At 39.5% G+C, this 26,729-nt stretch carries 23 protein-coding genes and 1 pseudogene; 17 read left to right on the forward strand and 7 right to left on the reverse strand.

Annotated elements, in window-relative coordinates:
• Positions 1-97: 97 nt before the first annotated feature.
• The 4 genes from IRT38_RS10925 to IRT38_RS10940 form a co-directional block, all read right to left on the reverse strand.
• Positions 98-544, reverse strand: coding sequence for a DUF6670 family protein (locus IRT38_RS10925; RefSeq protein ID WP_227592163.1), 447 nt, complete (start codon positions 542-544; stop codon positions 98-100).
• A 222-nt stretch (positions 545-766) separates the two neighbouring features.
• Positions 767-2,962 (reverse strand): OsmC domain/YcaO domain-containing protein, encoded by a 2,196-nt coding sequence (locus IRT38_RS10930; RefSeq protein ID WP_194597698.1) that lies wholly within the window; start codon positions 2,960-2,962, stop codon positions 767-769.
• A gap of 261 nt (positions 2,963-3,223) precedes the next feature.
• Positions 3,224-4,297, reverse strand: coding sequence for an amidohydrolase family protein (locus IRT38_RS10935; RefSeq protein ID WP_194597699.1), 1,074 nt, complete (start codon positions 4,295-4,297; stop codon positions 3,224-3,226).
• Positions 4,298-4,492: 195 nt separating this feature from the next.
• Positions 4,493-5,425, reverse strand: coding sequence for a LysR family transcriptional regulator (locus IRT38_RS10940; RefSeq protein ID WP_004954319.1), 933 nt, complete (start codon positions 5,423-5,425; stop codon positions 4,493-4,495).
• A gap of 111 nt (positions 5,426-5,536) precedes the next feature.
• Between IRT38_RS10940 and IRT38_RS10945 the strand changes: the two genes are divergently transcribed.
• The 15 genes from IRT38_RS10945 (at position 5,537) to IRT38_RS11015 (ending at position 21,141) form a co-directional block, all read left to right on the forward strand.
• Positions 5,537-6,652: a muconate/chloromuconate family cycloisomerase gene (locus IRT38_RS10945; protein ID WP_194597700.1), complete on the forward strand. Its 1,116-nt coding sequence runs from the start codon at positions 5,537-5,539 to the stop codon at positions 6,650-6,652.
• Positions 6,653-6,664: 12 nt separating this feature from the next.
• Entirely contained in the window at positions 6,665-6,955 is a 291-nt protein-coding gene (catC, locus tag IRT38_RS10950) for a muconolactone Delta-isomerase (protein ID WP_004911173.1), read from the forward strand.
• 143 nt (positions 6,956-7,098) lie between these two features.
• Entirely contained in the window at positions 7,099-8,019 is a 921-nt protein-coding gene (catA, locus tag IRT38_RS10955; protein WP_194597701.1) for a catechol 1,2-dioxygenase, read from the forward strand.
• Positions 8,020-8,101: 82 nt separating this feature from the next.
• A complete protein-coding gene (gene benA, locus IRT38_RS10960) occupies positions 8,102-9,478 on the forward strand; it encodes a benzoate 1,2-dioxygenase large subunit (RefSeq protein WP_004911181.1) in 1,377 nt (458 codons plus the stop codon).
• 11 nt (positions 9,479-9,489) lie between these two features.
• Complete coding sequence (gene benB, locus IRT38_RS10965; RefSeq protein WP_099948650.1) at positions 9,490-9,990, forward strand: benzoate 1,2-dioxygenase small subunit; 501 nt, start codon at positions 9,490-9,492, stop codon at positions 9,988-9,990.
• 70 nt (positions 9,991-10,060) lie between these two features.
• A complete protein-coding gene (gene benC / locus IRT38_RS10970) occupies positions 10,061-11,077 on the forward strand; it encodes a benzoate 1,2-dioxygenase electron transfer component BenC (protein WP_151690827.1) in 1,017 nt (338 codons plus the stop codon).
• Between the two features lie 17 nt (positions 11,078-11,094).
• Complete coding sequence (locus IRT38_RS10975; RefSeq protein ID WP_194597702.1) at positions 11,095-11,880, forward strand: 1,6-dihydroxycyclohexa-2,4-diene-1-carboxylate dehydrogenase; 786 nt, start codon at positions 11,095-11,097, stop codon at positions 11,878-11,880.
• A 39-nt stretch (positions 11,881-11,919) separates the two neighbouring features.
• Positions 11,920-13,152: a benzoate/H(+) symporter BenE gene (gene benE, locus IRT38_RS10980; RefSeq protein ID WP_194597703.1), complete on the forward strand. Its 1,233-nt coding sequence runs from the start codon at positions 11,920-11,922 to the stop codon at positions 13,150-13,152.
• An 18-nt stretch (positions 13,153-13,170) separates the two neighbouring features.
• Positions 13,171-13,857: a 3-oxoacid CoA-transferase subunit A gene (locus IRT38_RS10985; protein ID WP_194597704.1), complete on the forward strand. Its 687-nt coding sequence runs from the start codon at positions 13,171-13,173 to the stop codon at positions 13,855-13,857.
• Between the two features lie 11 nt (positions 13,858-13,868).
• Positions 13,869-14,522 carry a 3-oxoacid CoA-transferase subunit B gene (locus IRT38_RS10990; protein WP_194597705.1) on the forward strand — a complete coding sequence of 218 codons (654 nt, stop codon included), beginning with the start codon at positions 13,869-13,871 and terminating at the stop codon, positions 14,520-14,522.
• A gap of 411 nt (positions 14,523-14,933) precedes the next feature.
• Entirely contained in the window at positions 14,934-16,160 is a 1,227-nt protein-coding gene (pcaF, locus tag IRT38_RS10995) for a 3-oxoadipyl-CoA thiolase (protein ID WP_194597706.1), read from the forward strand.
• Positions 16,160-16,933: a 3-oxoadipate enol-lactonase gene (gene pcaD, locus IRT38_RS11000; protein ID WP_194597707.1), complete on the forward strand. Its 774-nt coding sequence runs from the start codon at positions 16,160-16,162 to the stop codon at positions 16,931-16,933. Before pcaF ends, pcaD begins: the two co-directional genes overlap by 1 nt.
• 189 nt (positions 16,934-17,122) lie before the next feature.
• The gene (locus IRT38_RS11005; RefSeq protein WP_099948643.1) at positions 17,123-18,487 is read left to right on the forward strand and encodes an aromatic acid/H+ symport family MFS transporter; all 1,365 of its coding nucleotides are present in this window, start codon (positions 17,123-17,125) and stop codon (positions 18,485-18,487) included.
• 52 nt (positions 18,488-18,539) lie between these two features.
• The gene (locus tag IRT38_RS11010) at positions 18,540-19,793 is read left to right on the forward strand and encodes an OprD family outer membrane porin (protein ID WP_194597708.1); all 1,254 of its coding nucleotides are present in this window, start codon (positions 18,540-18,542) and stop codon (positions 19,791-19,793) included.
• A 175-nt stretch (positions 19,794-19,968) separates the two neighbouring features.
• Entirely contained in the window at positions 19,969-21,141 is a 1,173-nt protein-coding gene (locus IRT38_RS11015) for an iron-containing alcohol dehydrogenase (protein WP_194597709.1), read from the forward strand.
• A 222-nt stretch (positions 21,142-21,363) separates the two neighbouring features.
• On the opposite strand, the gene IRT38_RS11020 is transcribed toward IRT38_RS11015, so the two are convergent.
• A complete protein-coding gene (locus IRT38_RS11020; RefSeq protein WP_194597710.1) occupies positions 21,364-22,545 on the reverse strand; it encodes a transcriptional regulator in 1,182 nt (393 codons plus the stop codon).
• Between the two features lie 139 nt (positions 22,546-22,684).
• Here IRT38_RS11020 and IRT38_RS11025 point away from each other — a divergent pair, with 139 nt between their 5' ends.
• Complete coding sequence (locus IRT38_RS11025) at positions 22,685-24,196, forward strand: aldehyde dehydrogenase family protein (RefSeq protein WP_125298756.1); 1,512 nt, start codon at positions 22,685-22,687, stop codon at positions 24,194-24,196.
• 255 nt (positions 24,197-24,451) lie between these two features.
• The gene (locus tag IRT38_RS11030) at positions 24,452-25,327 is read left to right on the forward strand and encodes a bile acid:sodium symporter family protein (protein ID WP_194597711.1); all 876 of its coding nucleotides are present in this window, start codon (positions 24,452-24,454) and stop codon (positions 25,325-25,327) included.
• A gap of 62 nt (positions 25,328-25,389) precedes the next feature.
• On the opposite strand, the gene IRT38_RS11035 is transcribed toward IRT38_RS11030, so the two are convergent.
• Together IRT38_RS11035 and IRT38_RS11040 are read right to left on the reverse strand one after the other, a co-directional pair.
• Positions 25,390-26,391, reverse strand: a complete 1,002-nt coding sequence (locus IRT38_RS11035; protein WP_194597712.1) for a 2-dehydropantoate 2-reductase — start codon at positions 26,389-26,391, stop codon at positions 25,390-25,392.
• A gap of 147 nt (positions 26,392-26,538) precedes the next feature.
• Positions 26,539-26,729 (reverse strand): annotated as a pseudogene (locus IRT38_RS11040) (hypothetical protein); the annotation flags it as partial.

Genomic DNA, 26,729 nt, shown 5'->3' on the forward strand with positions numbered 1-26,729 from the left:
GTAGGGCTGGCATTTTAATGTTCAGCCTTTTTTATTTAAAATCTGATATGAACTGATCATCTTTCTTTTATTTCATCAAATTTTATTTTGTTTTTCTCTATGTTCTATAGGTGTGTAGCCCATTACACTCTTTGAATAGCTGAATATGCGATCCATCTTCATATAACTGACATTCTTTAGTAATTGAATAACCTTTGAATTGATCAGGATAAGTAGCAGCTGTTCCCATAACCGCAGTTGCATTATTTCGAGGTGAATCTTTGAATACATGATCGGTATGAAATGCCAATGCACCGGGTGTGCCGATAACTGACATAATTGAAAAGAATTGATGAGGTGCTGGTAGTTCAGGAATCATCACCCCATAATGAGTCCAAGCAATATGTTTGGCTTGATGATAAGGTTTTAATGCGTAGCCTTTAGGAAATGCTTTGCCGTCTTGCGATGCAGAACTGTCAAGTAGTGGGAAAATTGAATGAATCAACGATGTGATTGCAGGTTTTGTCACTAATTTTTCAGTGTTTTTTACCAAAGAAAAATTCATCGTAGGACTCACTTTTATATTTAGCTTTATAGTCAATATAATGCAGAATAAGTTGTTAAATTTGACTTTTAATTACCAAAGATTATGTCAGTTCGATCAAATTGATTTTTAATAAGATGAATCTTTTTTAATTATAAAATCGTAATTCAAAAGTTTTGGTTTAAATCATGAAAAAAGGTGCATGATTGACATACACCTTTCTTAGATCAAAAGCTTTGAGGCTTAACTTACAGCTTTTGCACGAGCTGCATGCAATTTTTTGTAGCTTTCAATCAAACGTAAATGACGGTCCAAACCTTCTAGTTTCATACTAGTAGGCGTTAAACCATAAAAGCGAACACTACCTTCTACTGAACCAATAACTGCGTCCATACGTTCATCACCAAACATACGACGGAAGTTCTTTTCGTAATCTTCCAACTCCATCTCGTCATCAAGAATAACTTCTAGCACGACGTTCATACATTGATAGAACAAACCACGTTCTACAGTGTTGGTGTTGTATTGGAGGAATTGCTCAACTAAATCTTTAGCTTCTGCAAATTGCTTCAGAGCAATATAAATAAGAAGTTTTAATTCCAGTAGTGTCAATTGTCCCCAAACCGTATTGTCATCAAACTCTATGCCGATTAAGGTTGTGATTTCAGTATAGTCATCAAGTTCGCATTCTTCTAAACGTTCAACCAGTGCTTCAAGACGTACGTCATCTAAACGATGAATATTTAGAATATCTTCACGGAATGCCAATGCTTTATTGGTATTGTCCCAAATCAAATCTTCAACTAAATAAATCTCAGAATAATCTGGCACGAGGATACGACAAGCTGTAGCACCTAAATGTTCATAGACAGCCATGTAGACTTCTTTGCCCATTTCTTCAAGAATGCCAAATAATTCAGCAGCCTCATCTGCATTCGAGTTTTCACCCTCATTGGTGAAATCCCATTCTACAAAATCATAATCAGATTTTGAGCTGAAGAAACGCCAAGATACCAAACCACTTGAATCAATAAAGTGTTCCACAAAATTATTCGGTTCAGTCACGGCTTCACTTTGGAAGGTTGGCTGAGGTAAGTCATTGAGACCTTCAAAACTACGACCCTGCAATAACTCAGTCAAACTACGCTCTAAAGCGACTTCAAAACTTGGATGCGCACCAAATGAAGCAAACACACCACCTGTGCGTGGGTTCATCAAAGTGACACACATCACAGGGAATTGACCGCCCAGAGAGGCGTCTTTAACCAATACTGGAAAACCTTGTTCTTCTAAGCCTTGGATACCTGCAACAATACTTGGATACTTAGCCAAAACTTCTTCAGGAACATCAGGTAGTGCAATTTCACCTTCGATAATTTCACGTTTTACTGCACGTTCGAAAATTTCAGATAAGCACTGAACTTGAGCTTCTTCTAATGTATTCCCTGCACTCATACCATTACTGAGATACAAGTTTTCGATCAAGTTTGATGGGAAGTAAACTGTTTCGCCATCAGATTGGCGTACAAAAGGCAGTGAACAAATACCACGTTCAATATTCCCAGAGTTAGTATCGTATAAATGCGTACCGAGTAACTCTTTTTCAGGATCGTAAATCTCAAGACAGTATTCGTCTAAGATTTCTTTTGGTAGCTCACCATTTGGTCCTGGTTTAAACCATTTCTCATCTGGGTAATGCACAAACTCTGCGTTTGCAATTTCTTCGCCCCAAAATTGATCGTTATAGAAGAAATTACAATTAAGACGCTCAATAAACTCGCCTAATGCAGATGCTAATGCGCTTTCTTTGGTTGAGCCTTTACCATTGGTAAAACACATAGGCGACTGTGCATCACGAATATGCAGTGACCAAACATTCGGTACGATATTACGCCATGATGCAATTTCAATTTTCATGCCTAAACCAGCCAAGATCGCTGACATATTGGCAATGGTTTCTTCTAAAGGTAAATCTTTACCTTGAATATAAGTAGTACTTTCAGATGCAAGATTTGGCATCAATAAAGCTTGAGCATCTGCATCGATACTTTCCACTTCTTCGATGACAAATTCAGGACCCGTTTGAATGACTTTCTTTACGGTACAACGGTCAATTGAACGTAAAATCCCCTGACGATCCTTTTCAGAAATATCAGCTGGAAGTTCAACCTGAATTTTAAAAATTTGTTTATAACGGTTTTCTGGATCAACAATATTGTTTTGAGATAATCGAATGTTGTCCGTTGGGATATCACGTGCAGCGCAATAGACTTTCACAAAATATGCTGCACAAAGTGCTGATGATGCCAAGAAATAGTCAAATGGACCAGGTGCAGAACCATCCCCTTTGTATCGGATTGGTTGATCTGCAATTACTGTGAAGTCATCGAATTTGGCTTCTTGTCGAAGGTTGTCGAGGTAATTTACCTTGATTTCCATGCTGGCACCTAAAATATGCTTATAGTTCTATTGCGAGAAATATAAGTTTAAAAATGAATAAATAAGCCAAATCGAAGATAAGAGACTGACTTAGAAAGGATTAATTAGCATTACTTCATTTAAAATCACTTTTAAATCAGGAATGCTAATAAGGACGGCTAATTTTACAGAATTATGCGCTGAAATTGAGTAATTTTATTGAACTTTGCAAATTATTTATTGGATTTGGTCAAAACAAATGCATTCAAATTCCAATGACAACTAATGTTTATTTATTTGATAAAAGGTTTCCGCATTACTTCTAAAAATTGCTCGCTGCGCCTCTTCACCTAGTGCTGCTGTCATTTCAATATACGCTCGAATGAGATCTTTTAAGGTGGTGTTGGGTTTATCCATTGGAAAGTTGGATGCAAATACAATGCGTTGGGTACCAAAACTCTGAATCGCATGTTCAATGAGTGGTGAAAGTAAATCTTGTATTTGCAGTACATTCGCCGTTATTTGTTGTTTATAAAATTGATGTCCCAGTACTGGCATCATTAATCCTGAAATTTTGGTATAAACATTTTTTTGTTCAGCGAGTTCTGAAATATCCTCTTTCCATTTTGCAAATATAAGCTCACGCTCAGCTGGTGTTCGCCCCGTTCTTCTTCCGACTTTTCCAAATAATCCGACTGGTGTTGCGAGATGATCTACCATGATCTTTGTATCAGGGAAATGTTGTGCGAGTGATTTGATTTCTTTAATTTGAGTGGAATATCCCCAAGCATCGAATGACAAATTCATCTTTGCTAGATGCTCAAAGCCCTTCAGGAATTTTTTCTGGGTGTATAAATGTGGCTGATCACACCAGCGATGAATACCATCATCTGGATGCCATGCTGCCATTTTACGAATACCACAAAAATGCGGACTGGCATCTTGATGAGCTTTGAGAATATCCAAAAATCTTTTATTTCTTGGATCTGCTGTAGCCACGATACCCGCAAGTTTTAGTTGTTGCTGATTAAAGGGTAAATGATGAATCCATTTTGTTTCCTCAGCCAAACCAAAGTTTTTTTGGTGATGCCAATTCGCCTCAACATGAATAACACTATCAATCGAACATCCTGCACTATCAACTCGATAATCAAAAGGTAGATATGGTGATAAAGCATATTGAGTGATGCCTAAAGTTTCGATTAAGTCTTTAGGTTTAACAAAGCGTACAATTTTGTCCATCAATTTAGGATATTTACCAAATGCTTTGACCAATATCGCTGCTGAGTGTGGCGTAGTGTATGGATTCCACTGATGAATATGGGCATCAAGAATTGGGAAGTTTAATTGGTTCATTTTTATAATCTCTGAAATCCTTTTCTCAAGTTTTATTTAACTTGAAGTGACCTACATATTTATAATTATTTTGAAGTTACTAGATCGTTTGATCACTACCAAATGATTTATATGAATCTATCCATATGAAATAGATTCATTATTTATAACTCAAATAAAGACACTTACCACAAGTCAGTATCTTTAAATATGTGACTATTCTGTTTGCCCCCATTGAAAAGTCGTTCTCTTGTATTCTATCCCTTCTAAATCATAAACCTGATAAATCGTATCGTATAAAGACTGGATATCTTCACTGTTATCCATGGCTCTTGCTGTAATAAAAATCGGACTGACTGCACCACTATCTAGGATTGGAATATAAAGTAAATGTGGGAATCGAATGGTATCGGCACTAGCAGGAATTACACATAAGCCTTCTCCAGCAGCCACCAAACCTAAAGCCAATTGAATTTCTCGTAATTCACGGACATTTTTCGGCACCAAACTATGCTCAGCAAAAATATTTAAAAGTTGGCTTGAAAAATTAGGTTTTGGTGTATTTGGATAAACAAATAATTTTTCATCAACCAAATCTGCTAAATGCACTCCCTCGACGCGTTGAGCAATTGGATGACTCGAATGGGCTGCAACAACTAGTCTTTCTTTGCGCAAAAGTACTCTTTTTACAGCAGGATCGCTGATTCTCAACCGACCAAAACCAACATCTATTCGCCCTTCTTTGAGTGCTTGAAGTTGCTCAGTGGTACTGAGTTCTATCAACTGAATATTTAAATGTGGGTGTTGTTGGCGGTAGAGATAAATAATTCTAGGTAATAAACCAAATAATAATGAGCCTACAAAACCAATGGTTAAGGTTCGCTCAATCAAACCAATCCGCTTCGTCATACTCTTAACTTCTTCCGCATTAGACAAAAGTTTTAAGGCATGCTGGTACAAAAATTGACCTGCGGTTGTGGTTTGAAGTGGTCTACTTCCTCGTTCAAAAAGCTGCACACCTAGTTCATTTTCAAGGTTTTGAATTTGCCGACTTAAAGGTGGCTGTGCGATGAACAGCCGTTCTGCTGCTTTGGTAAAGCTTTGCTCTTCCACCACTGCGACAAAATAACGTAAGTATCTGAGTTCCATTCCTTATCTCCATACCTAATAGGTATAAAAAAATACATATTCAGTCTTAGACACAGTTTAATCATTCTTTTAAGGTATAGGAAGAGCATAAAGAACCAGTGATGGTGTGAAATGTACAAAACAATCGAAACCATATTAGTCGATATCCCAACGATACGTCCACATAAGCTATCTGTGACGACCATGCAAACCCAAACCTTGGTATTGGTCAAAATCACAACAACGGATGGTCTTGTGGGTTGGGGTGAAGCGACCACGATTGGTGGACTTAATTATGGTGAAGAAAGCCCTGAAAGTGTCAAAGCAAATATCGATACTTATTTTGCCCCGCTCTTATTGTCGATCAAATCTTCAATAAATGTGGCTCAAACACTCAAATTGATTCGTAAAACTATCAATGGCAATCGCTTTGCAAAATGCGCCATTCAAACTGCGCTCTTGGATATTCAAGCGAAACAACTCAATTTGCCACTAAGCGAAGTATTGGGTGGTCGTCTACGTGATCGTCTCCCTGTGCTTTGGACTTTGGCTTCGGGTGATACTGAAAAAGACATCGCTGAAGCAAAGAAAATGATTGAGCTCAAACGCCACAATATTTTCAAGTTAAAAATCGGTTCCAATCCTGTGCAACATGATGTTGATCATGTGATTGCCATCAAAAAAGCTTTAGGACCTGAAATCAGTATTCGTGTTGATGTAAATCGTGCTTGGTCAGAATTGGAATGTATCCAAGGTATTCAACAGTTGCAGGATGGCGGCATTGATTTGATCGAACAGCCTTGTGCGATTGAACAAACTCAAGTGTTGGCTCGCCTAACGCAGCGTTTTGATGTGGCTATCATGGCAGATGAAGCTTTGACAGGTCCTGACAGTGCTTATCGTTTAGCGAAACAGCATGTGGCAGATGTTTTTGCTGTGAAAGTCGAACAATCAGGTGGTCTGATTGAGGCTTGTGAAGTGGCCAAAATCGCTAAGTTGGCAGGAATTGATCTGTATGGCGGCACTATGTTGGAAGGTCCGATCGGCAGCATCGCTTCGGCGCATGCCTTTAGTACTTTTGACAGCCTTGCCTTTGGTACAGAGCTATTTGGTCCTCTCTTACTGACTCAAGACATTTTAAAAACACCATTGCGTTATGAAAATTTTGAATTGGTGGTGCCAAATACTGCAGGTCTAGGCATCGATATTGACGAAGACAAAATCGAGCAGTTGCGTCGTAAGGCTTAAGGGAGAAAGCACATGTTATTTCAGGTTCGTATGGATGTGCATCTTCCTGTGGAGATGCCTGCTGAACAAGCCAATCAGATTAAAGCGGTTGAGAAAGCTTATTCGCAAGATCTACAGCGTCAAGGTAAGTGGCGTCATATTTGGCGGATTACAGGACAGTATTCAAACATCAGTATTTTTGATGTCGAAAGCAACGAAGAGCTACACAACATTTTACAGGGCTTGCCCTTGTACCCCTACATGGACATTGAAGTGATGGCATTGAATCGTCATCCCTCTTCGATCCGTGAGGATGATCGTTAATTCACAACACCCCATCGTCACTCAGCAGCGTCATCATTTGCTCAGAGTGTCGTAGAGATAAGGACAGTGGTACGGCATAACGGATTGAATGACTCTCCGTTTCCCCACCACCTACGCGAGATGCATAGTTAAGGAGAAATCATATGAATCGTCAGGATATTGATGCATTAGTGAAAAAAATGAATGTTGATACTGCTACAGGTGCAGTCGATCAACGTGTTCAAAGCATCGTGGTACGTTTATTGGGAGATTTATTCCAAGCAATTGAGGATTTGGATATCCAAGCTTCAGAAGTGTGGAAAGGTCTAGAGTATTTTACAGATGCAGGTCAAGCCAATGAATTGGGTTTACTCGCTGCGGGCTTAGGTCTAGAGCATTATTTAGATTTGCGTGCTGATGAAGCCGATGCCAAAGCAGGTGTTTCTGGTGGCACGCCACGTACGATTGAAGGTCCACTGTATGTTGCGGGTGCACCTGAGTCTGTAGGTTTTGCGCGTATGGATGATGGTTCTGAATCAGACAAAATCGATACTTTAATTATCGAAGGTACAGTGACGGATACAGACGGCAATATCATCGAAGGTGCCAAAGTTGAAATGTGGCATGCGAATAGTTTGGGGAACTATTCTTTCTTTGATAAGTCTCAATCTGATTTCAATCTACGTCGCACCATTCTTTCTGATTTGAACGGTAAATATGTAGCTTTGACCACCATGCCTGTAGGTTATGGTTGCCCACCTGAAGGAACGACTCAGTTTGTTCTGAATAAGTTAGGTCGTCATGGTAACCGCCCTTCGCATGTTCATTATTTTGTTTCTGCACCAGGTTTCCGTAAGTTAACCACACAGTTCAATATCGAAGGCGACAAATACCTGTGGGATGACTTTGCTTTTGCAACGCGTGATGGTCTTGTAGCGACGGCTGTCGATGTCACTGATGAGGCTGAGATTCAACGTCGTGGTTTAGATAAACCATTCAAACACATCACTTTCAATATCGAATTAGTCAAAGAAGTGGCTTCTGCGCCTTCTACTGAAGTTGATCGTCGTCGTGCATCTGCATAAGCAAGCATAATTTAGGAACCGAGTTATTGAGATTTAATCAAATAACTCGGGGCTTCCTCCTTAGGAAAGTCGGAGAACGGACATGCCAAAAATTCCAGTAATCAACACGACGCATCTTGATCGCATTGATGAATTGCTAGTTGATAATGAAGAAACAGGTGAATACAAACTTCATCGTTCAGTATTTACAGATCAAGCGATGTTTGATCTTGAAATGAAATATATTTTTGAAGGTAATTGGGTCTATCTAGCTCACGAAAGCCAAATTCCAAAAAATAATGACTTTTATACGACTTATATTGGTCGTCAACCAATCATTATTGCTCGTAATCGAAATGGCGAATTAAATGCCATGATTAATGCTTGTTCACATCGTGGTGCACAACTCTGTCGCCATAAACGTGGCAATAAAGCGACTTATACATGCCCTTTCCATGGTTGGACATTTAACAACTCAGGTAAATTGCTCAAAGTTAAAGATCCTACCGATGCGGGTTATTCTGACTGTTTTAACCAAGATGGCTCACACGATTTAAAGAAAGTTGCGAAGTTTGAAAGTTATAAAGGTTTCTTATTCGGTAGTTTGAATCCTGATGTTCCATCTCTAGAAGAGTTTCTTGGGGAAACAACCAAGATTATTGACATGATCGTTGGTCAGTCAGAACAAGGTTTAGAAGTATTACGCGGCTCTTCAACCTATACCTATGAGGGTAACTGGAAGCTCACTGCTGAAAATGGTGCTGATGGTTATCACGTATCTGCTGTGCATTGGAACTATGCAGCTACTACACAACATCGTAAAGAAACTGAAGCTGGAGACAACATCCGTGCAATGAGCGCTGGTTCTTGGGGTAAACAAGGCGGTGGATCATATGGTTTCGAACATGGTCATATGTTGTTGTGGACTCAGTGGGCAAATCCAGAAGATCGTCCAAACTATCCAAAAGCAGATGAATACACCGAGAAATTTGGTGCTGCAATGTCTAAATGGATGATTGAGCGTTCGCGAAATTTATGTCTTTACCCAAATGTTTATTTGATGGATCAGTTCGGATCACAGATTCGTGTGCTTCGCCCACTGAGCGTCAATAAGACCGAAGTGACCATTTACTGTATCGCACCAGTTGGTGAAGAGCCTGAAGCGCGTGCTCGTCGTATTCGTCAATATGAAGATTTCTTTAATGCTTCTGGAATGGCGACACCTGATGATTTGGAAGAGTTCCGCGCATGCCAAGCAGGTTATGCAGGCTTAGAGCTGGAATGGAATGATATGTGCCGTGGTTCAAAACATTGGATACATGGACCCGATGATGCAGCAAATGAAATTGGTTTAAAACCTAAATTAAGTGGCATCAAAACTGAAGATGAAGGCTTATATCTAGCTCAACATCAGTATTGGTTAAAGTCGATGAAGAATGCTATCGCAACTGAGAAAAAGTTAGCTGAAAGCCAAATTTAGGAAGATGCCAAATGAACACAACAACTCAAGCAACTTTAGAAAATATTGCTCAGTTTCTTTATCGTGAAGCACGTTTTCTAGACGATGAACAATGGGATGAATGGTTAAGTTGTTATTCACCAGAGGCTTCTTTTTGGATGCCTGCATGGGATGACGACGATCAGTTAACGGAAGATCCACAGTCTGAAATATCACTGATTTATTACCCAAACCGTCAAGGTTTAGAAGATCGTGTATTTCGTATCAAAACAGAACGTTCATCAGCAACGATGCCAGATACAAGGACCAGCCACAATATTAGCAATATTGAGGTGCTCGAACGTGATGGAGACAAAGTCACCGTTCGGTTTAATTGGAACACATTGAGTTTTCGCTACAAAACCAACTACAGCTATTTCGGTATGTCTCGTTATGTGATCGATTTTTCTAACGAACAACCAAAAATCATGAGCAAATATGTGGTGTTAAAGAACGATTATATCAATCAAGTGATTGATATCTATCATCTCTAACCAGTAAGCCCAGCCAAATGGAATTTTGGTTGGGTAAGCGAGATCAAAATTTTTAAATAGGATGATTGCCATGTCTAACCATAATGTAGCACTTCAATTTGAAGATGGTGTGACCCGTTTTATTACAGTTACACAAGGTGAAACTTTATCTGACGCAGCCTATCGTCAGAAGATCAATATCCCTTTGGATTGCCGAGATGGTGCATGTGGTACGTGTCGTGCATTCTGTGAATCTGGTAGTTATAACATGCCAGAAGAAACTTATATCGAAGATGCTTTAACACCTGAAGAAGCTGAACAAGGCTACATACTTGCTTGCCAGTGTCGTCCTACTTCGGATGCAGTTTTCCAAATTCAAGCATCATCTGATGTTTGTAAGACAGAAATTCATAGCTTTCAAGGCACTTTATCACGTGTCGAAAACCTATCTGACTCAACAATTACATTTGATATTCAACTAGATGATGGTCAACCTGAAATTCACTTCTTAGCTGGTCAATATGTAAATGTTGGTATTCCAGGAACATCTGAAACACGTTCATATTCATTTAGTTCAAAACCAGGCAATCGTTTAACGGGTTTTGTGGTGCGTAACGTCCCAAATGGTCAAATGAGCGAATTTTTGAGTAAGAACGCAAAAGCTGGTGACAAAATGCACTTCACAGGTCCATTTGGAAGCTTCTACTTACGTCATGTCACTAGACCCGTTTTGATGCTCGCAGGTGGAACTGGTATTGCCCCTTTTATGTCAATGCTTCAAGTACTTGAAGAAAAGGGTTCAGATCACCCTATTCGTTTAGTTTTCGGTGTGACAAATGACTTTGATCTTGTCGCAATAGAAAAGTTAGATGAATTGCAAAGTAAGTATGCTTGGTTTGAATATCGAACGGTTGTTGCACATCCTGAAAGTCAACATGAGCGCAAAGGCTATGTAACAGGTCATATTGAAAATGATTGGCTTAACAATGGTGATGTTGACGTATACCTTTGTGGTCCAGTACCAATGGTTGAAGCTGTTCGTAGTTGGTTAGATCAAGAAGGAATTAAACCTGCCAATTTCTTATTTGAAAAATTTTCTGCAAATTAATCAAATCGGAGATCAGCATGATATTTCAAGATAGATTTAAGAACAAAATCGTCATCGTAACGGGTGCTGCTCAAGGGATTGGACGTAGCGTTGCAATTCGGGTAGCCGCTGAAAATGGATATGTGGTTTTAGCCGATCGTTCAGAGTTGGTCGATGAAGTTGCTTCAGAAATCCGTAGCACAGGTGGTCATGCAATCACAGTACAAGCTGATTTAGAGCGCTATGATGGTGCCCAAGCTGTTGTAGACAAAGCGATTCAGGAGTTTGGCCGAGTAGATGTACTCATCAATAATGTTGGCGGTGCGATCTGGATGAAACCCTTTGATGAATTTAGCGAAGAGCAAATTATCAAGGAAATCAATCGTTCTCTGTTTCCAACTTTATGGTGTTGTCGTGCAGTTCTACCTGAAATGTTGAAGCATCAATATGGGGTCATCGTCAACGTATCGTCTATCGCTACCCGTGGTATCAATCGCATTCCATATTCGGCAGCTAAAGGTGGTGTAAATGCACTTACCGCATCGTTGGCTTTTGAGCATGCCAAAAATGGCATCAGAGTGAATGCGATTGCTACGGGTGGAACAGACGCTCCACCACGTAAAGTACCTCGTAATTCAGCTCCACTTAGCGAAGATGAAAAAGTTTGGATGCAACAGGTTGTAGATCAAACCAAAGAAAGAAGTCTGATGGGACGATATGGAACTATCGATGAACAGGTAAATGCCATTCTTTTTCTAGCATCTGAAGAGTCGTCTTATATGACTGGCAGTGTAATTGCAGTTGGTGGTGGTGATCAGGGTTAATTCTGATCTAAACAGCAGGAAATCTTGCAAGGAGGCGCTATGACTAACCTGTTGACGAGTTTAAAAAATGATTGGTCTATTTCAGCAACTATTGCAGGGTTTTTAGCGGTTCTGATCTCATATTCTGGCCCGCTTATTATCTTTTTCCAAGCAGCACAAAAAGCCAATATCTCAACAGAAATGATGATTTCATGGATTTGGGGCATATCAATTGGTGCTGCTGTTGCTGGAATCTATCTTTCAATTCGTTATAAAACCCCTGTCATCACAGCATGGTCAGCTCCTGGTACGGCATTATTGGTTTCACTATTTCCAAATATCTCTTTGAATGAAGTTGTTGCAGCTTATATCACTTCAGCGATTGTCATTTTTATAGTTGGAGCGACAGGATATTTTGACAAATTGCTGAAATGGATTCCTCAAGGAATCGCAGCAGGCATGATGGCAGGGATTTTATTTCAATTTGGGCTCGGATTATTTGTAGCAACGGATTCCATGCCTTTGATCGTTTTCAGCATGTTGCTTTGTTATTTATTAGCAAAACGATATTCACCTCGTTATACCATGCTGTGGGTTTTGTTGTGTGGTGTTTCACTCAGCTTAGTTTTAGGAAAAATGAATCCTGTTGAAATGCAGTTTAGTTTTGCCATTCCTCATTTTATTTATCCAGAATGGACTTGGCACTCTACATTAAACTTGGCTTTACCTTTAATTCTTGTGAGTCTGACAGGACAGTTTTTGCCAGGTATGGCAATTATGAAACTGAGTGGCTATGACACCCCTGCTAAACCGATTATTACAGCATCAAGCATCGCTTCACTCGCAGTCGCATGTGTAGGTGGAATTACGATTGTACTTGCTGCAATTACTGCTGCTCTATGTATGGGTAAAGATGCTCATGAACTCAAAGAGAAGCGTTATATCGCAGGTATTGCGAACGGTATTTTCTATATTTTAGGTGGCTTATTTGCTGGCAGTATTGTCATGCTCTTCAGCCTTCTTCCCAAAGAACTCATCGCAGCTTTAGCAGGATTAGCTCTGCTTGGGGCGATTGGGACAAATGTCATGATTGCGATGAAAGATGATCATCAGCGCGATGCAGCATTAATCACATTTCTTGCAACGGTTTCAGGAATGCACTTTCTTGGACTTAGCTCAGTTTTTTGGGGCATCTGTATCGGTGTTATTGCCCAGATTCTTTTAAATCCTCACACCCACCCAAATACTGTGATGACCCAGTCATCTTCTGAAAAACAGATCAGCAAGACTTGATTGTAGGATGAATTTATTATGATCGACAAATCACAAGCTTCACTGGTTGAAGCACTCTCCCAAATCCAAGATGGCTCAACCATCATGATTGGTGGTTTTGGAACCGCAGGACAACCTGCTGAACTCATCGATGCTCTGATTGAACTCGGGGTTAAAGACCTTGTCATCGTCAATAACAATGCAGGCAATGGCGATTATGGTCTTGCCAAACTCCTAAAAACAGGTGCAGTCCGTAAAATCATCTGTTCCTTCCCTCGTCAGTCTGATTCATGGGTGTTCGATGAACTCTACCATGCAGGCAAAATCGAATTAGAACTCGTCCCACAAGGCAATCTCGCTTGCCGTATCCAAGCTGCTGGGATGGGTTTAGGGGCGGTATTTACACCGACTGGCTTCGGAACAATATTGGCAGAAGGCAAAGAAACTCGTCATATCGATGGCAAAAACTACGTTCTTGAATATCCCATTAAAGCTGACTTTGCCTTAATCAAAGCTCACAAAGGTGATCGTTGGGGCAATTTAGTTTTTAATAAATCGGCACGTAACTTTGGACCGATCATGGCCATGGCTGCAGATGTCACCATCGCTCAAGTTTCTGAAGTAGTAGAACTCGGTCAGCTTGATCCTGAACACATTATTACCCCAGGGATTTTTGTCCAGCATGTGGTTGCTGTTAAAGCAATATCACCTGTCGCTGCGCAATAAGGAGAATAACAATGAGCTATCAAAAACTCAGCCGTGACCAAATTGCAGAACGTGTTGCACAAGATATTCCTGATGGTGCCTATGTCAATTTAGGTATTGGCTTACCCACTAAGATTTCAAATTACTTACCTGCGGATAAAGATGTTTTTCTGCATTCTGAAAATGGTTTATTGGCATTTGGCCCACCACCAGCCAAAGGTGAAGAAGATCCTGAGCTGATTAATGCAGGCAAAGAATATGTGACCATGCTCACAGGGGGATGCTTTTTCCATCATGGTGATTCCTTTGCCATGATGCGTGGGGGTCATTTAGATATCGCGGTACTGGGTGCATTTCAAGTCGCAGCCAACGGTGATCTTGCCAATTGGCATACAGGTGCAGCCGATGCGATTCCTGCTGTGGGTGGTGCAATGGATTTGGCTGTAGGTGCAAAGAAAGTGTTTATCACTACCGATCATGTCACCAAGCAAGGTGAACCGAAGATTGTTGAGGAGCTTTCTTATCCTGCAACGGGTCTGAAATGTGTTGATCGTATCTATACCGATCTGTGTGTGATTGATGTGACCACAGAAGGTTTAAAAGTGATTGAGAAAGTGGATGGTCTGAGTTTTGAGGAACTACAGGTGTTGACGGGTGCTCAGTTGATTGATGCGACACAGGGTTAATGTTTACCAGCAACTAATTACGGGTTAAAGCAAAAGCTTTTTGTATAGGCGGCATCTTACTTTTTAAGGATAAAAAGTAACAAAAATCCTTTGTTACTCAGACACAACATCCGTGTTGTGCTTAGTAACGAGGCGACATCCATGTCGCCACCGCGAAATACTGATTGGAATGATTTAAATGCAGTTTTTTACTCACTTATATTTAGATTTTTTCCCGTAGTTAACTATCGTGACAGGCGACATGGATGTCGCCCGTTGGACAGGGAGGCAAGGAAGTCTCCTCTGTTCAACAATGGGTTTTGTCACTTTTGCCCTGTCAAAAGTGAGGCATCGCCTACGCAAAGGAAGTATGACTGAACCCGTAATTTGTGGCAGTGGTCCCAACAGATTGAAATATGGAAGTATAAGACTATGAAAAATGCATACATCATTGATGCCATTCGTACCCCCTTTGGACGTTATGCAGGTGGTTTAGCCCCTGTACGTGCTGATGACCTTGGTGCAGTTCCGATTCAAGCCTTAATGCAACGTAATCCAACGGTCGATTGGCAACAGGTGGATGATGTGATCTATGGCTGTGCCAATCAAGCAGGTGAAGATAACCGTAATGTGGGGCGTATGTCCGCATTATTGGCTGGCTTGCCTTATCAAGTCCCTGCAACCACAGTGAACCGTTTATGTGGTTCATCTTTAGATGCGATTGCCATGGCTGCACGTGCGATTAAAGCAGGTGAAGCAAATCTCATTATTGCAGGTGGTGTCGAGAGCATGAGCCGTGCACCCTATGTGATGGGTAAATCGGACAGTGCTTTTGGTCGTAGTCAAAAGATTGAAGACACCACAATGGGTTGGCGTTTTATCAATCCAAAACTGAAAGAAATGTATGGTGTAGACACCATGCCACAAACTGCGGAAAACGTCGCAGAACAATTTAAGATTAATCGGATCGATCAAGACCAGTTTGCCCTAAACAGCCAACAACGGACTGCAGCAGCGCAAGCCAAAGGCTTTTTTAAACAAGAAATCGTTCCAGTCACGATCCCACAACGTAAAGGTGATGCGGTCGTGATTGATACCGATGAACACCCACGTGCATCCACCACCATTGAAGCATTGACGAAACTCAAAGGTGTGGTGAAAGCAGATGGCACAGTGACTGCGGGTAACGCTTCAGGTATTAACGATGGTGCAGCAGCACTATTGATTGCCTCAGATGATGCGGTTGCTCAATACCAACTTAAGCCTCGTGCCAAAATCATTGCAGCCACTACGGTGGGTGTTGAACCCCGCATTATGGGCTTTGCCCCTGCGCCTGCAATCAAAAAGTTACTGAAACAAGCCAATCTGACATTAGAACAAATGGATGTGATTGAGTTAAACGAAGCCTTTGCAGCTCAAGCTCTAGCGGTGACTCGTGATTTAGGTTTGGCAGATGATGATGCGCGTATCAATCCAAATGGTGGTGCGATCGCTTTAGGTCATCCACTGGGTGCATCGGGTGCGAGATTAGTGACCACCGCGCTGAACCAACTTGAACAGATCAAGGGACAATATGCTTTGTGTTCGATGTGTATCGGTGTGGGTCAAGGTATTGCTTTGATTATTCAGCGTGTTGATCTAGATACAGGAGAACAGTAATGCCGATGTTCCAATCCGCAGATGTCATGATTCATTATCAGACCTTTGGTGATGCAAATGCCCCTGCTCTGGTGTTCTCCAACTCCCTAGGTACGAATTTTGGGATGTGGCAACAGCAGTTTAATTTTTTTAAAGATCGTTTTTTTGTGATTTGTTATGACACTCGTGGTCATGGTTCATCTTCTACTCCAACTGGTCCTTACACTTTGCAACAGTTAGGTGAAGATGTGATTGCTTTACTTGATCATTTGAAGATTGAAAAAGCCGCCTTTTGTGGAATTTCAATGGGCGGTCTAACTGGACAATGGTTAGCGATTCATTATCCATCGCGTTTTAGTCATGTGATTATTGCCAATACCGCAGCGAAGATTGGACAGGAACAAGCATGGCAAGATCGTGCCGAACTGGTACGAAAGCAAGGTTTAGAACCAATTGCTGCAACCGCAGCATCTCGTTGGTTTACCGATCCCTTTATCCAAAGTCATCCTTCAGTTGTCAACCACCTATGTAACGACTTAAGTGCTGGCAGTGTACTGGGCTATGCCAATTGTTGTGAGGCTTTGGCTAAAGCGGATCTTCGTGATGAACTAAAACAAATCACGATACCTGTTTTAATTATTGCAGGAATTCATGATCCTGTGACCACAGTTACAGATGCTGAATGGATGTTGCAGCACATACCAAAGGCTCAGTTGGTTGAAATTAATGCTTCACATATTTCAAACGTTGAAGCACCTGTTGAGTTTAATCAGCATATAAATCAATTTATTTAATATACCTATTGTTATAAAAAAGCAGAGTATAAAAATACTCTGCTTTTTGTCTTCTAGAATTTAGATAGAAAATAATAAATTCAATACCTTAAAGACATAAAGATATATCAATTTGGTTTTTGACTGAATCTCCATAACAAAATAGTTTAAACACTAATAAAACAAAGCTTCACAAATTGGAGGTGAAGGATGTATATGGAAAAAGTAAATATCAATGAAACAATTGATAATGCCAAATTTAGTTTATTTCATTGGAAGGTTTTAGTTTGGTGCTTACTAATTATTATTTTCGACGGCTATGATCTAGTTATTTACGGTGTCGCATTACCATTATTAATGCAGCAATGGTCATTAACTGCTGTTCAAGCAGGATTATTAGCAAGTGCTGCCCTATTTGGAATGATGTTTGGTGCAATGATATTCGGCACATTATCAGATCGTTTAGGAAGAAAGAAAACCATCATGATCTGTGTCACCTTGTTTAGTGGTTTTACATTTCTAGGGGCTTTTGCAACCAATCCCGTTGAATTTGCAATTTTAAGATTCATAGCAGGATTAGGTATAGGCGGTGTAATGCCAAACGTTGTTGCATTAATGACGGAATATGCACCTAAAAAAATTCGAAGTACTTTAGTCGCAATTATGTTTAGTGGCTATGCTATTGGTGGTATGACTTCAGCATTATTAGGTGCTTGGTTAGTCAAAGATATGGGATGGCAAATCATGTTCCTGATTGCAGGGATTCCATTGTTAATGTTGCCTATCATTTGGAAATTCCTACCTGAGTCATTGGCATTTCTGATCAAATCTGGAAAGGAAGAACAAGCTAAACAGATCATCAATAAGCTGCTACCTACACGAGACATTCATCAAAATACTCAATTGGTTTTCAATGAAAATATTCATCATGAAGCACCAGTAAAAGCCCTTTTCCAAGATGGTCGTGCATTTAGTACATTCATGTTTTGGATCGCTTTCTTTATGTGCCTATTAATGGTGTACGCATTGGGAAGTTGGTTACCTAAATTGATGTTGCAAGCAGGATATTCTTTAGGCGCAAGTATGCTGTTCTTATTTGCATTGAACATTGGCGGTATGGTTGGTGCAATTGGAGGCGGTGCTTTAGCAGATCGATTCCATTTAAAACCAGTCATTACCTCAATGTTTGTAATCGGAGCTGCTGCCTTAATACTATTGGGATTCAACAGTCCTCAAATTGTTCTCTATAGCTTAATTGCTCTAGCAGGTGCAGCAACGATTGGTTCACAAATTCTTCTATATACTTTCGTCGCACAATTTTATCCAACTACTGTTCGCTCAACAGGTATGGGCTGGGCATCAGGTATCGGTCGTATAGGTGCAATTATCGGACCTGTACTTACAGGTGCATTGCTCACTTTTGAACTACCTCATCAAATGAACTTCTTAGCAATTGCAATTCCAGGTGTGATTGCTGCATTTGCGATCTTCCTCGTCAATCTAAAAGTCGCGGTCAATGTACCTGAAAGTTCAAAATCAACTCTTCAAACACAAGCTTCAGTCAACCAGCAATAAGTAATGTTGCGCCGAGGATTGGCGCAACTCAACTCAAAATGGAAATTAAAAAATGCATACATTTAAATGTGATAAGCTTATTTTGTCCTCAATTTCACTCATAGGTGGATTAGTTTCAACTTCACTTTGGGCTGATAATGTAAGCGCTAAAGAAGAATGGAAATTTACCTTAAAAAATGCCTACATCAATCGTAATTTTGAGAATGAAGCACTGAAGGATACTGGAAGTTGGTCTCAAGCTGCCTCTTTGTTTTATAACTCACGAATGCTTGAGACACCATTAAGTATTGCCGAAAAACCTTTGACAATCGGTGTCGATGCTTCCGTTCAATATGCTGTTAGATTAAGTTCAGATAAACATGTGGCTGATACAGTATTACCATTTGATAAAGTGACTCAATCACAAGCTTCCGATTATTTAAAACACGGCGCCACATTAAAATTGGGTTATAACCGAACCTTGTTGAGTGTTGGTGAGCTTTGGTTAGACTTACCTGTTACTGCCATAGATACCAGTCGTCAGCTCTTAACATCTTATTGGGGTGCAAACCTTAAGTCACAATTAACTGATCAACTTTACGCAGAAATAGGTCATGTTGAAAAAGTATCCCCTCGTAATGAAGAAGATTTTCGTAAATTCTCTTTTACTTCAAATGGAAAGACAGAATACTCGGATGGCTTAAATTATATTGATTTACGCTATCAGTTCTCCCCTGATTTAAAGGGAGAATATTATTATGGCAACATGGAGGATTTATACAATAAACATTATTTGGGTTTAGAGCATAATTTGAAAGGTAAAAATTATGTGCTTAATTCTAAATTTAAATATTTTAATGCTCAAGAAGATGGAAATAATTTTAATATTGATGCACAAAATATTGGTTTATTAGAAACATTGAAAATAAATAATCATACTTTTGGTTTAGGCTATCAGCAAATTATTGGTGAATCTGCCTACCCATTACCAGATGGTTTTCTTCCTGAAACATATTTTATTAATTGGAATGCTACAGGTTTCTTTAAAAAAGATGAAAAATCATATCATTTTATCTATGGTTATAATTTTAAAGATTATATCCCTGGTTTTAATGCAGCCGTAAAATATGTTTATGGTGAGGATTTCGAAACGGCTGATGGTAAAAAAAATCATGAAAGTGAGTCTAATATTATCTTGAACTATGCTTTTCAACAGCCCTATCTCAAAGGTTTGGCATTGCAATATATTCGAATTGATTATGATGTGAAGCATGGAAATGATTTTGGTGAGGATCGCATGTTTGTAAACTACACTCATAAATTCTAAAGACTTAAACTTTGTATAGGGATACTCAACTTTATGTAGCGTATCCCTTTTATTTTTAAACAATATTTTGGTAGGTATTTGGTAGGTAGGAAATTTTTTTAAGCACTCCATACTAAGTTCAAGGTGTAACTCACCTGAATAACAAACAATGGAAAATGGAAGAAGGAATCACTCCATGGCTTTTAAAAATATTGCAGATAAAACAAACGGTTTTTATATCCCTTGCGTTTCTCTCTTTGGTCCAGGCTGTGCAAAAGAGATTGGAACGAAAGCACAAAATCTCGGTGCAAAAAAAGCATTAATCGTTACAGACGAAGGTCTATTTAAATTTGGTGTAGCAGATACTATTTCAGGATATTTGAAAGAAGCTGGTGTAGATAGCCACATCTTTCCAGGTGCAGAGCCTAACCCAACAGATATTAATGTTCACAACGGTGTTAAAGCCTACAACGACAATGGATGTGATTTTATCGTTTCATTAGGTGGCGGTTCATCACACGATTGTGCGAAAGGGATTGGTCTTGTAACTGCTGGCGGCGGACATATTCGTGATTATGAAGGAATTGATAAAAGTACAGTTCCGATGACTCCCTTGATTGCAATCAATACTACAGCAGGTACAGCCTCAGAAATGACGCGTTTCTGCATCATTACCAACACGGATACTCATGTCAAAATGGCAATTGTAGACTGGCGTTGTACACCTCTGATTGCAATTGATGACCCTAAGCTTATGGTTGCAAAACCTGCAGGTTTAACGGCAGCTACAGGAATGGATGCATTAACTCATGCCGTCGAAGCTTATGTCTCTACTGCCGCAAATCCAATTACAGATGCCTGTGCTGAGAAAGCGATTACTATGATCAGTCAATGGTTACGCCCTGCTGTAGCCAATGGTGAAAATATCGAAGCACGCGATGCAATGAGCTATGCACAATATCTAGCGGGTATGGCATTTAATAATGCATCTCTAGGTTATGTCCATGCAATGGCACATCAACTTGGTGGGTTCTACAATCTTCCTCATGGCGTATGTAATGCGGTGCTTTTACCACATGTATGCGAATTTAATTTAATCGCTTGTCAAGATCGTTATGCAAAAATTGCAGAGTTAATGGGCGTTAATGTTGAAGGTTTCACTGAAACAGAAGCTGCATTTGCCGCAATTGATGCAATTCGTGAACTCTCATCATCAATTGGCATCCCATCAGGATTAACCGAACTTGGTGTAAAAACTGAGGACTTGGCAATAATGGCTGAAAATGCTCAAAAAGATGCATGTATGCTGACCAACCCACGTAAAGCAACACATGCTCAAGTGGTAGAAATTTTTAAAGCTGCTTTATAACGCTTTCCTCTCAAAAGTAAGCCAGAACTCCGAGACTTGGCTTACTTTTTTGTGGGAATATTAAAATGGTTATATTCCCACTTTTTTATATAAATTAAAATTCAAAGTAAAAAATGATTTATTTAATTTTTTGATCTTTCTACAGAATATCGAGTTCTTTTTCAGGCAAAGCAAATTTCATTTTTTAATTAACGCTAGATAATTCTAATCTCAAATATTCAATCAATATACGTCTTTAAACTTACTCAAAGATAAGCGTGCAGGATGTTCGCTCGGGAACAATTCCATTAGACGTTCTACAGCATCGATTGCTTCTGGGAAATGGGCCACATGTTTAAGGAGTAGGTCTGTTTCTTTAGTTTTGAAAATCGCATCGCTTAAGCGAGACTCAAGACAATCACGCCATGCACATAAAAATGGACTTTCAGTTTTAGAGAGGAAAACACCTTTATATAATTGAAGTGCAGACGCGACATAACCTGCATCTAAAGCCTGCTCTGCTGACAGAAAATCAGCTTCAACATCAGCCAGTAGACGATATGGGCGAGAACCCAACATACCACCTAAAATATCCCGTAGTTGAGACATTTCTGCTTTGAGCGTACCGATACTCACCTTACGCTCACCATATAATGCTTGATGTAAATTTTCTAAATTCAAGCCATTTGGGCATAAGGCTAAAATGACTAATATCTCGACCTGTCTTGGAGTTAATACCAATGATTTATGGTTAAAAATAATTTGAGGCGTGGCAAAGGCACGAATATATAAACGTTGGCGCTGTTGTTCGATTAAAGCAGTTTGAATAATAGATGCACATCGTTCAGCAGCCAATACACCGAGTGTATTGTGTTTTTTCCATGTCGTAGATAAATCAACGACACCTAATACCTGTTTTGAATACGGGTCTAAAATTGGTGCTGCATAGCAGACCCAATCATGAATAGACTCCATGTAATGTTCATTTGAGAACACACAACTTGATTGTTGAGTCTTTAAAGAAAGTGCTAGAGCATTGGTTCCGACCATATCTTCAGCCCACTGCCCACCTGCAATAAAATGCACTTTTTCAGCTGCACTTTGCATTTGATGACTAGATGCAGTCCAAATAATCGTACTTCCAACGTCACCTACCGCGATAACCATTGAAGATTGTTCTGCAATATGACTTAGTTCATCGGAACAGGTCTCAAGTGCTAGGTCCAAACTGCTTTTGTTCTTTTTATTTTGACTTAATAGTGGTGCTGCTAAGCGTTCTTTAGGAATCGAGGACGAAACAGATCGCTGCCATGAACTCGCAATACTTTGACCAAGTTTTTCAGCATTTTGTGGCGACAGACTACTTTGTTTTTTTAGCTGATCAACGGACGAACGATGTTGCAATAACTCTTGTTTTGTAAACATTTGTGTATCCCTCACACTTGATCATGGTTTCCAACCTTTCTCCAACCTTCGCACTTATATCCTAATGAAATAACGTACAAAAGTACCTTATACCAAAGCTGTAGATCGTTAAATCAATTATAAGCAAAGGAATTTATATATGCGTTACATCGATCCTAACCAACCTGGTTCAAAAGTCCAATTTAAATCTCAATATGAGAACTTTATTGGCGGTCAATGGGTAGCTCCTATAAGAGGAGAATACTTCGATAATGTTTCACCTGTCGATGGCAAAGTGTTTACAAAGATCCCTCGTTCTTCAGTTGAAGACATTGAACTTGCTCTCGATGCAGCACATAAAGCAAAAGCTGAATGGAATAAAAGCTCAGCTACAACGCGTTCAAATATTTTATTAAAAATAGCGGATCGTATGGAACAAAACCTTGAGTTTCTTGCAGTTGCAGAAACTTGGGACAATGGTAAACCAGTACGTGAAACTTTAGCCGCGGACATCCCGTTAGCGATAGATCACTTCCGCTATTTTGCTGGATGTATTCGTGCACAAGAAGGCGGAATTTCAGAGATTGATGAAGATACGATTGCCTACCACTTTCACGAGCCTTTAGGCGTTGTAGGTCAAATCATTCCGTGGAACTTCCCGATTTTGATGGCGGCTTGGAAACTCGCACCAGCACTCGCGGCGGGTAACTGTATTGTTTTAAAACCAGCAGAACAAACACCTGTGGGTATTTTACTGGTCTTAGAACTTATCCAAGACATACTTCCACCAGGTGTTCTCAACGTTGTTAATGGTTTTGGTGCTGAAGTGGGTCGACCATTAGCAACTAGTCCTCGTATTGCTAAAATTGCATTTACTGGTTCTACTCAAGTCGGTCAGCTCATCATGCAATATGCAACTGAGAATATTATTCCAGTCACCTTGGAGCTTGGGGGTAAATCACCAAATGTCTTCTTTGAAGATGTGATGGACAAAGATGATGATTATCTTGATAAAGCGCTAGAGGGCTTTGCAATGTTTGCGCTGAATCAAGGTGAAGTATGTACTTGTCCTTCTCGTGCCTTAATTCAAGAAAGTATCGCAGATAAGTTTTTAGAAAAAGCAATCGAGCGAGTTAAACGAATTAAGTTGGGTCATCCATTAGATACTGAAACCATGGTTGGCGCTCAGGCTTCCTTAGAACAGCAAGAGAAAATTCTACGTTGTATCAGCACAGGTCGTGAGGAAGGTGCTGAAGTACTTGTAGGTGGTGGTGCTCGTCAAGAAGTTGGTGAAGGTTTCTATATTGAACCGACGGTGTTCAAAGGACACAACAGTATGCAAATTTTCCAAGAAGAAATTTTTGGACCTGTATTGTCAGTGACCACTTTCAAAGATTTTGATGAAGCAATCAAAATTGCCAATGAAACCATTTATGGCTTAGGAGCTGGAGTTTGGTCACGTTCTGCACATACTTCATACCGTGCAGGTCGTGCAATAGAAGCGGGTCGTGTATGGACAAATTGTTATCACATTTACCCTGCTCATGCAGCATTTGGTGGTTACAAAAAATCAGGTATTGGTCGTGAAAACCATCGCATGATGTTAGACCATTACCAACAAACCAAGAACCTATTGGTGAGCTACTCAACTAAACCAGCGGGTTTCTTTTAAAATTTAAAAAAGCTTATTTATCTCGATAAGTCAGTTTAAAGTAAAGGCAAGTACACGAGTTGTACTTGCCTTTTAGTTATTAGAAATTCACATAAAAATATCAGTTGTCGTGTAGTTGACAGATTTTCAAATAAATATATGTTTAAAGTGCTAGATCGAAACTTAGATCATCCTTGATTTGTACACGATGATGGTCACTTTTAAAACGATATCAATTATTTATCAAAATAAAACTCATTTAGGAAAGCACGGTTTATGGATTCAGGACTGATCACAATATTTTTGCCTATCGCCTTAGCCATCGTTATGGCAGGTATGGGGCTAGAACTAACACTTAAAGACTTTGCGCGAGTCAGCAAACACCCTAAAGCTGTTTTAATAGCATTGTTCTGCCAACTCATTTTATTAGTAGGGATAGCGTTTTTCATTTGTAAAATACTTGCTTTACCACCGCTTTTAGCAGTCGGTTTGATGCTATTGGCTGCATCACCTGGCGGTACGACAGCCAATTTATTTAGCTATTTATATAAAGGTGATATTGCACTTAATATTACGTTAACTGCTATTAACGCTATTATCGCAGCGGTGTTCCTACCCTTAATTGTAAATTTTTCGATTCTACATTTTATGAATGAAGGGCAGCAAGTCGGTCTGCAATTTACTAAGGTTTTACAAGTTTTTCTGATTATTTTAGTGCCTGTATGCATCGGAATGATCATTCGTCATTATGCACCGCATGTTGCTGAAAAACTGAATCGTCCTGTACGAATCTTTGCCGTGGTTTTTCTGCTGATTATCATTCTAGGCGCAATTATTAAAGAACGAAGCAACTTGGTAGATTATTTGGGGCAGATTGGTTTAGCAACCGCACTATTCTGTGCTATTAGTTTAATGGTTGGATATTTCGTGCCACGAATGTTAGGCATTAGTTCATATCAAGCACGTGCATGTGCATTTGAGATCGGGATTCATAACAGCACTTTAGCCATGACGATTGCTCTCACGATTATGGCAAGTACCACCATCGCGATGCCTGCCGCGGTATACTCCATTTTCATGTATATCTTCGCGACTATATTCGGCATATTAATTACGAAATTTGCCTCTCAAGATGCTGTTAAAACAGTCTAATCTAAAATTTTTATCAAAAAAGCGTATAGAGATGCTGTACGCTTTTTTTATGCATAATCAAATCACAATTGCGTTAACTGTGCTTTAAGTTTTGATCCAGACCATACTTTCGGTTCTGATTCTGCCTGTTTTACTAGCTCAATTAATTTTTGGTTAATTGGTGCTGTAAGATTCAACTGTCTAGCTAAATTAACAACTTCACCATTAATCCAATCGATTTCAGTTTTTCTTCCAACCATTAAATCATCAGCCATCGAAGAACGCGCAAGTGGATCAATCGCGAGCATTTTCTTACTGATAATCTTAAATATAGGATTGGGTAGTTTTAAAATTTTAGGAATAAATTGTGCCGGAATTGGAGTCAGTTTTGCTGGTTTGATTTTGGCTATTTTTAATAGATTTAATGTTTCTAATTGAGCAAGTGCCAAACACTGACGATATTCTCGAATAGATAATTCTTGTTTCAGTGGAAGTTGGGATAACGCATTGATTGAATTATTTAAGTTCAATAATAATTTTGCCCATTGCACAGCTTGCATATCTTGTTCTAACTGAATCTCTAACTGCGCTTTTTGAAACGCAAGTACGAGTTCAGCTAATTGCTCATGGTTTTTTACATACAAAGCCCCATCAGTTCCTTGGTGGAAACGACCACTCCCCAAAGCTGCGACATTAAAAGGTACCATTCCTTCGAGTATAATGTGGTCTGTTAAAATTCGTTTTAGAATTCCCACATTACTTAAGCCATTTTGAAAACTAATAATAATGGTCTTTTTCTTTAAAATATCTTTTAATTCAAGTGCTACTTGTTCAGTAGATGTTGATTTTACGCAAACAAAGACAATATCAGCATGAGCTGCTACATTGGGATCAATGCTCATTTGTAATTGATTTACAGAAATAGTTTGCTTGAATCCTGTATAATCTGAAACAGTTAAACCGTAAGTTTGAAGTTCTTGCTGAACTCTAGGACGAACAATAAAATCTATGTCATAGTCAGCAGCAACCAATCTACCGCCAAGATAGCATCCAATACTGCCTGCACCATAAATACATATTTTCATTGATGATCTCTAACTATTTAATTATATCTTGCTACTTTTCTAACATAATCAAGATTGCGGACATGATTTGTCAGCTAGCTTACAGGTTTTAAATTTTTCTCAAGAAAAAGCCCAATATTGAATTGGGCTTTGAACTTATAAAATAGCTTATGCGTTAAGGCTTGGATCAGCTAATAAAGTTTCAGCAGCAAGTTTCCCCAAATTATTAGAGGCTAAGGGACTATCACCCGTTAACAGTTTTCGATCTTGATGAACTTGCCCTGTGATTCCCTTATTTAAGATGGGGCTTAGGAAGTTAAAGAGGATTGTTACGGAGTAATTTAAGCAAATCGAGATAT

The organism is Acinetobacter sp. SK-43 (genome assembly GCF_015351505.1).
Lineage (GTDB): Bacteria > Pseudomonadota > Gammaproteobacteria > Pseudomonadales > Moraxellaceae > Acinetobacter > Acinetobacter junii.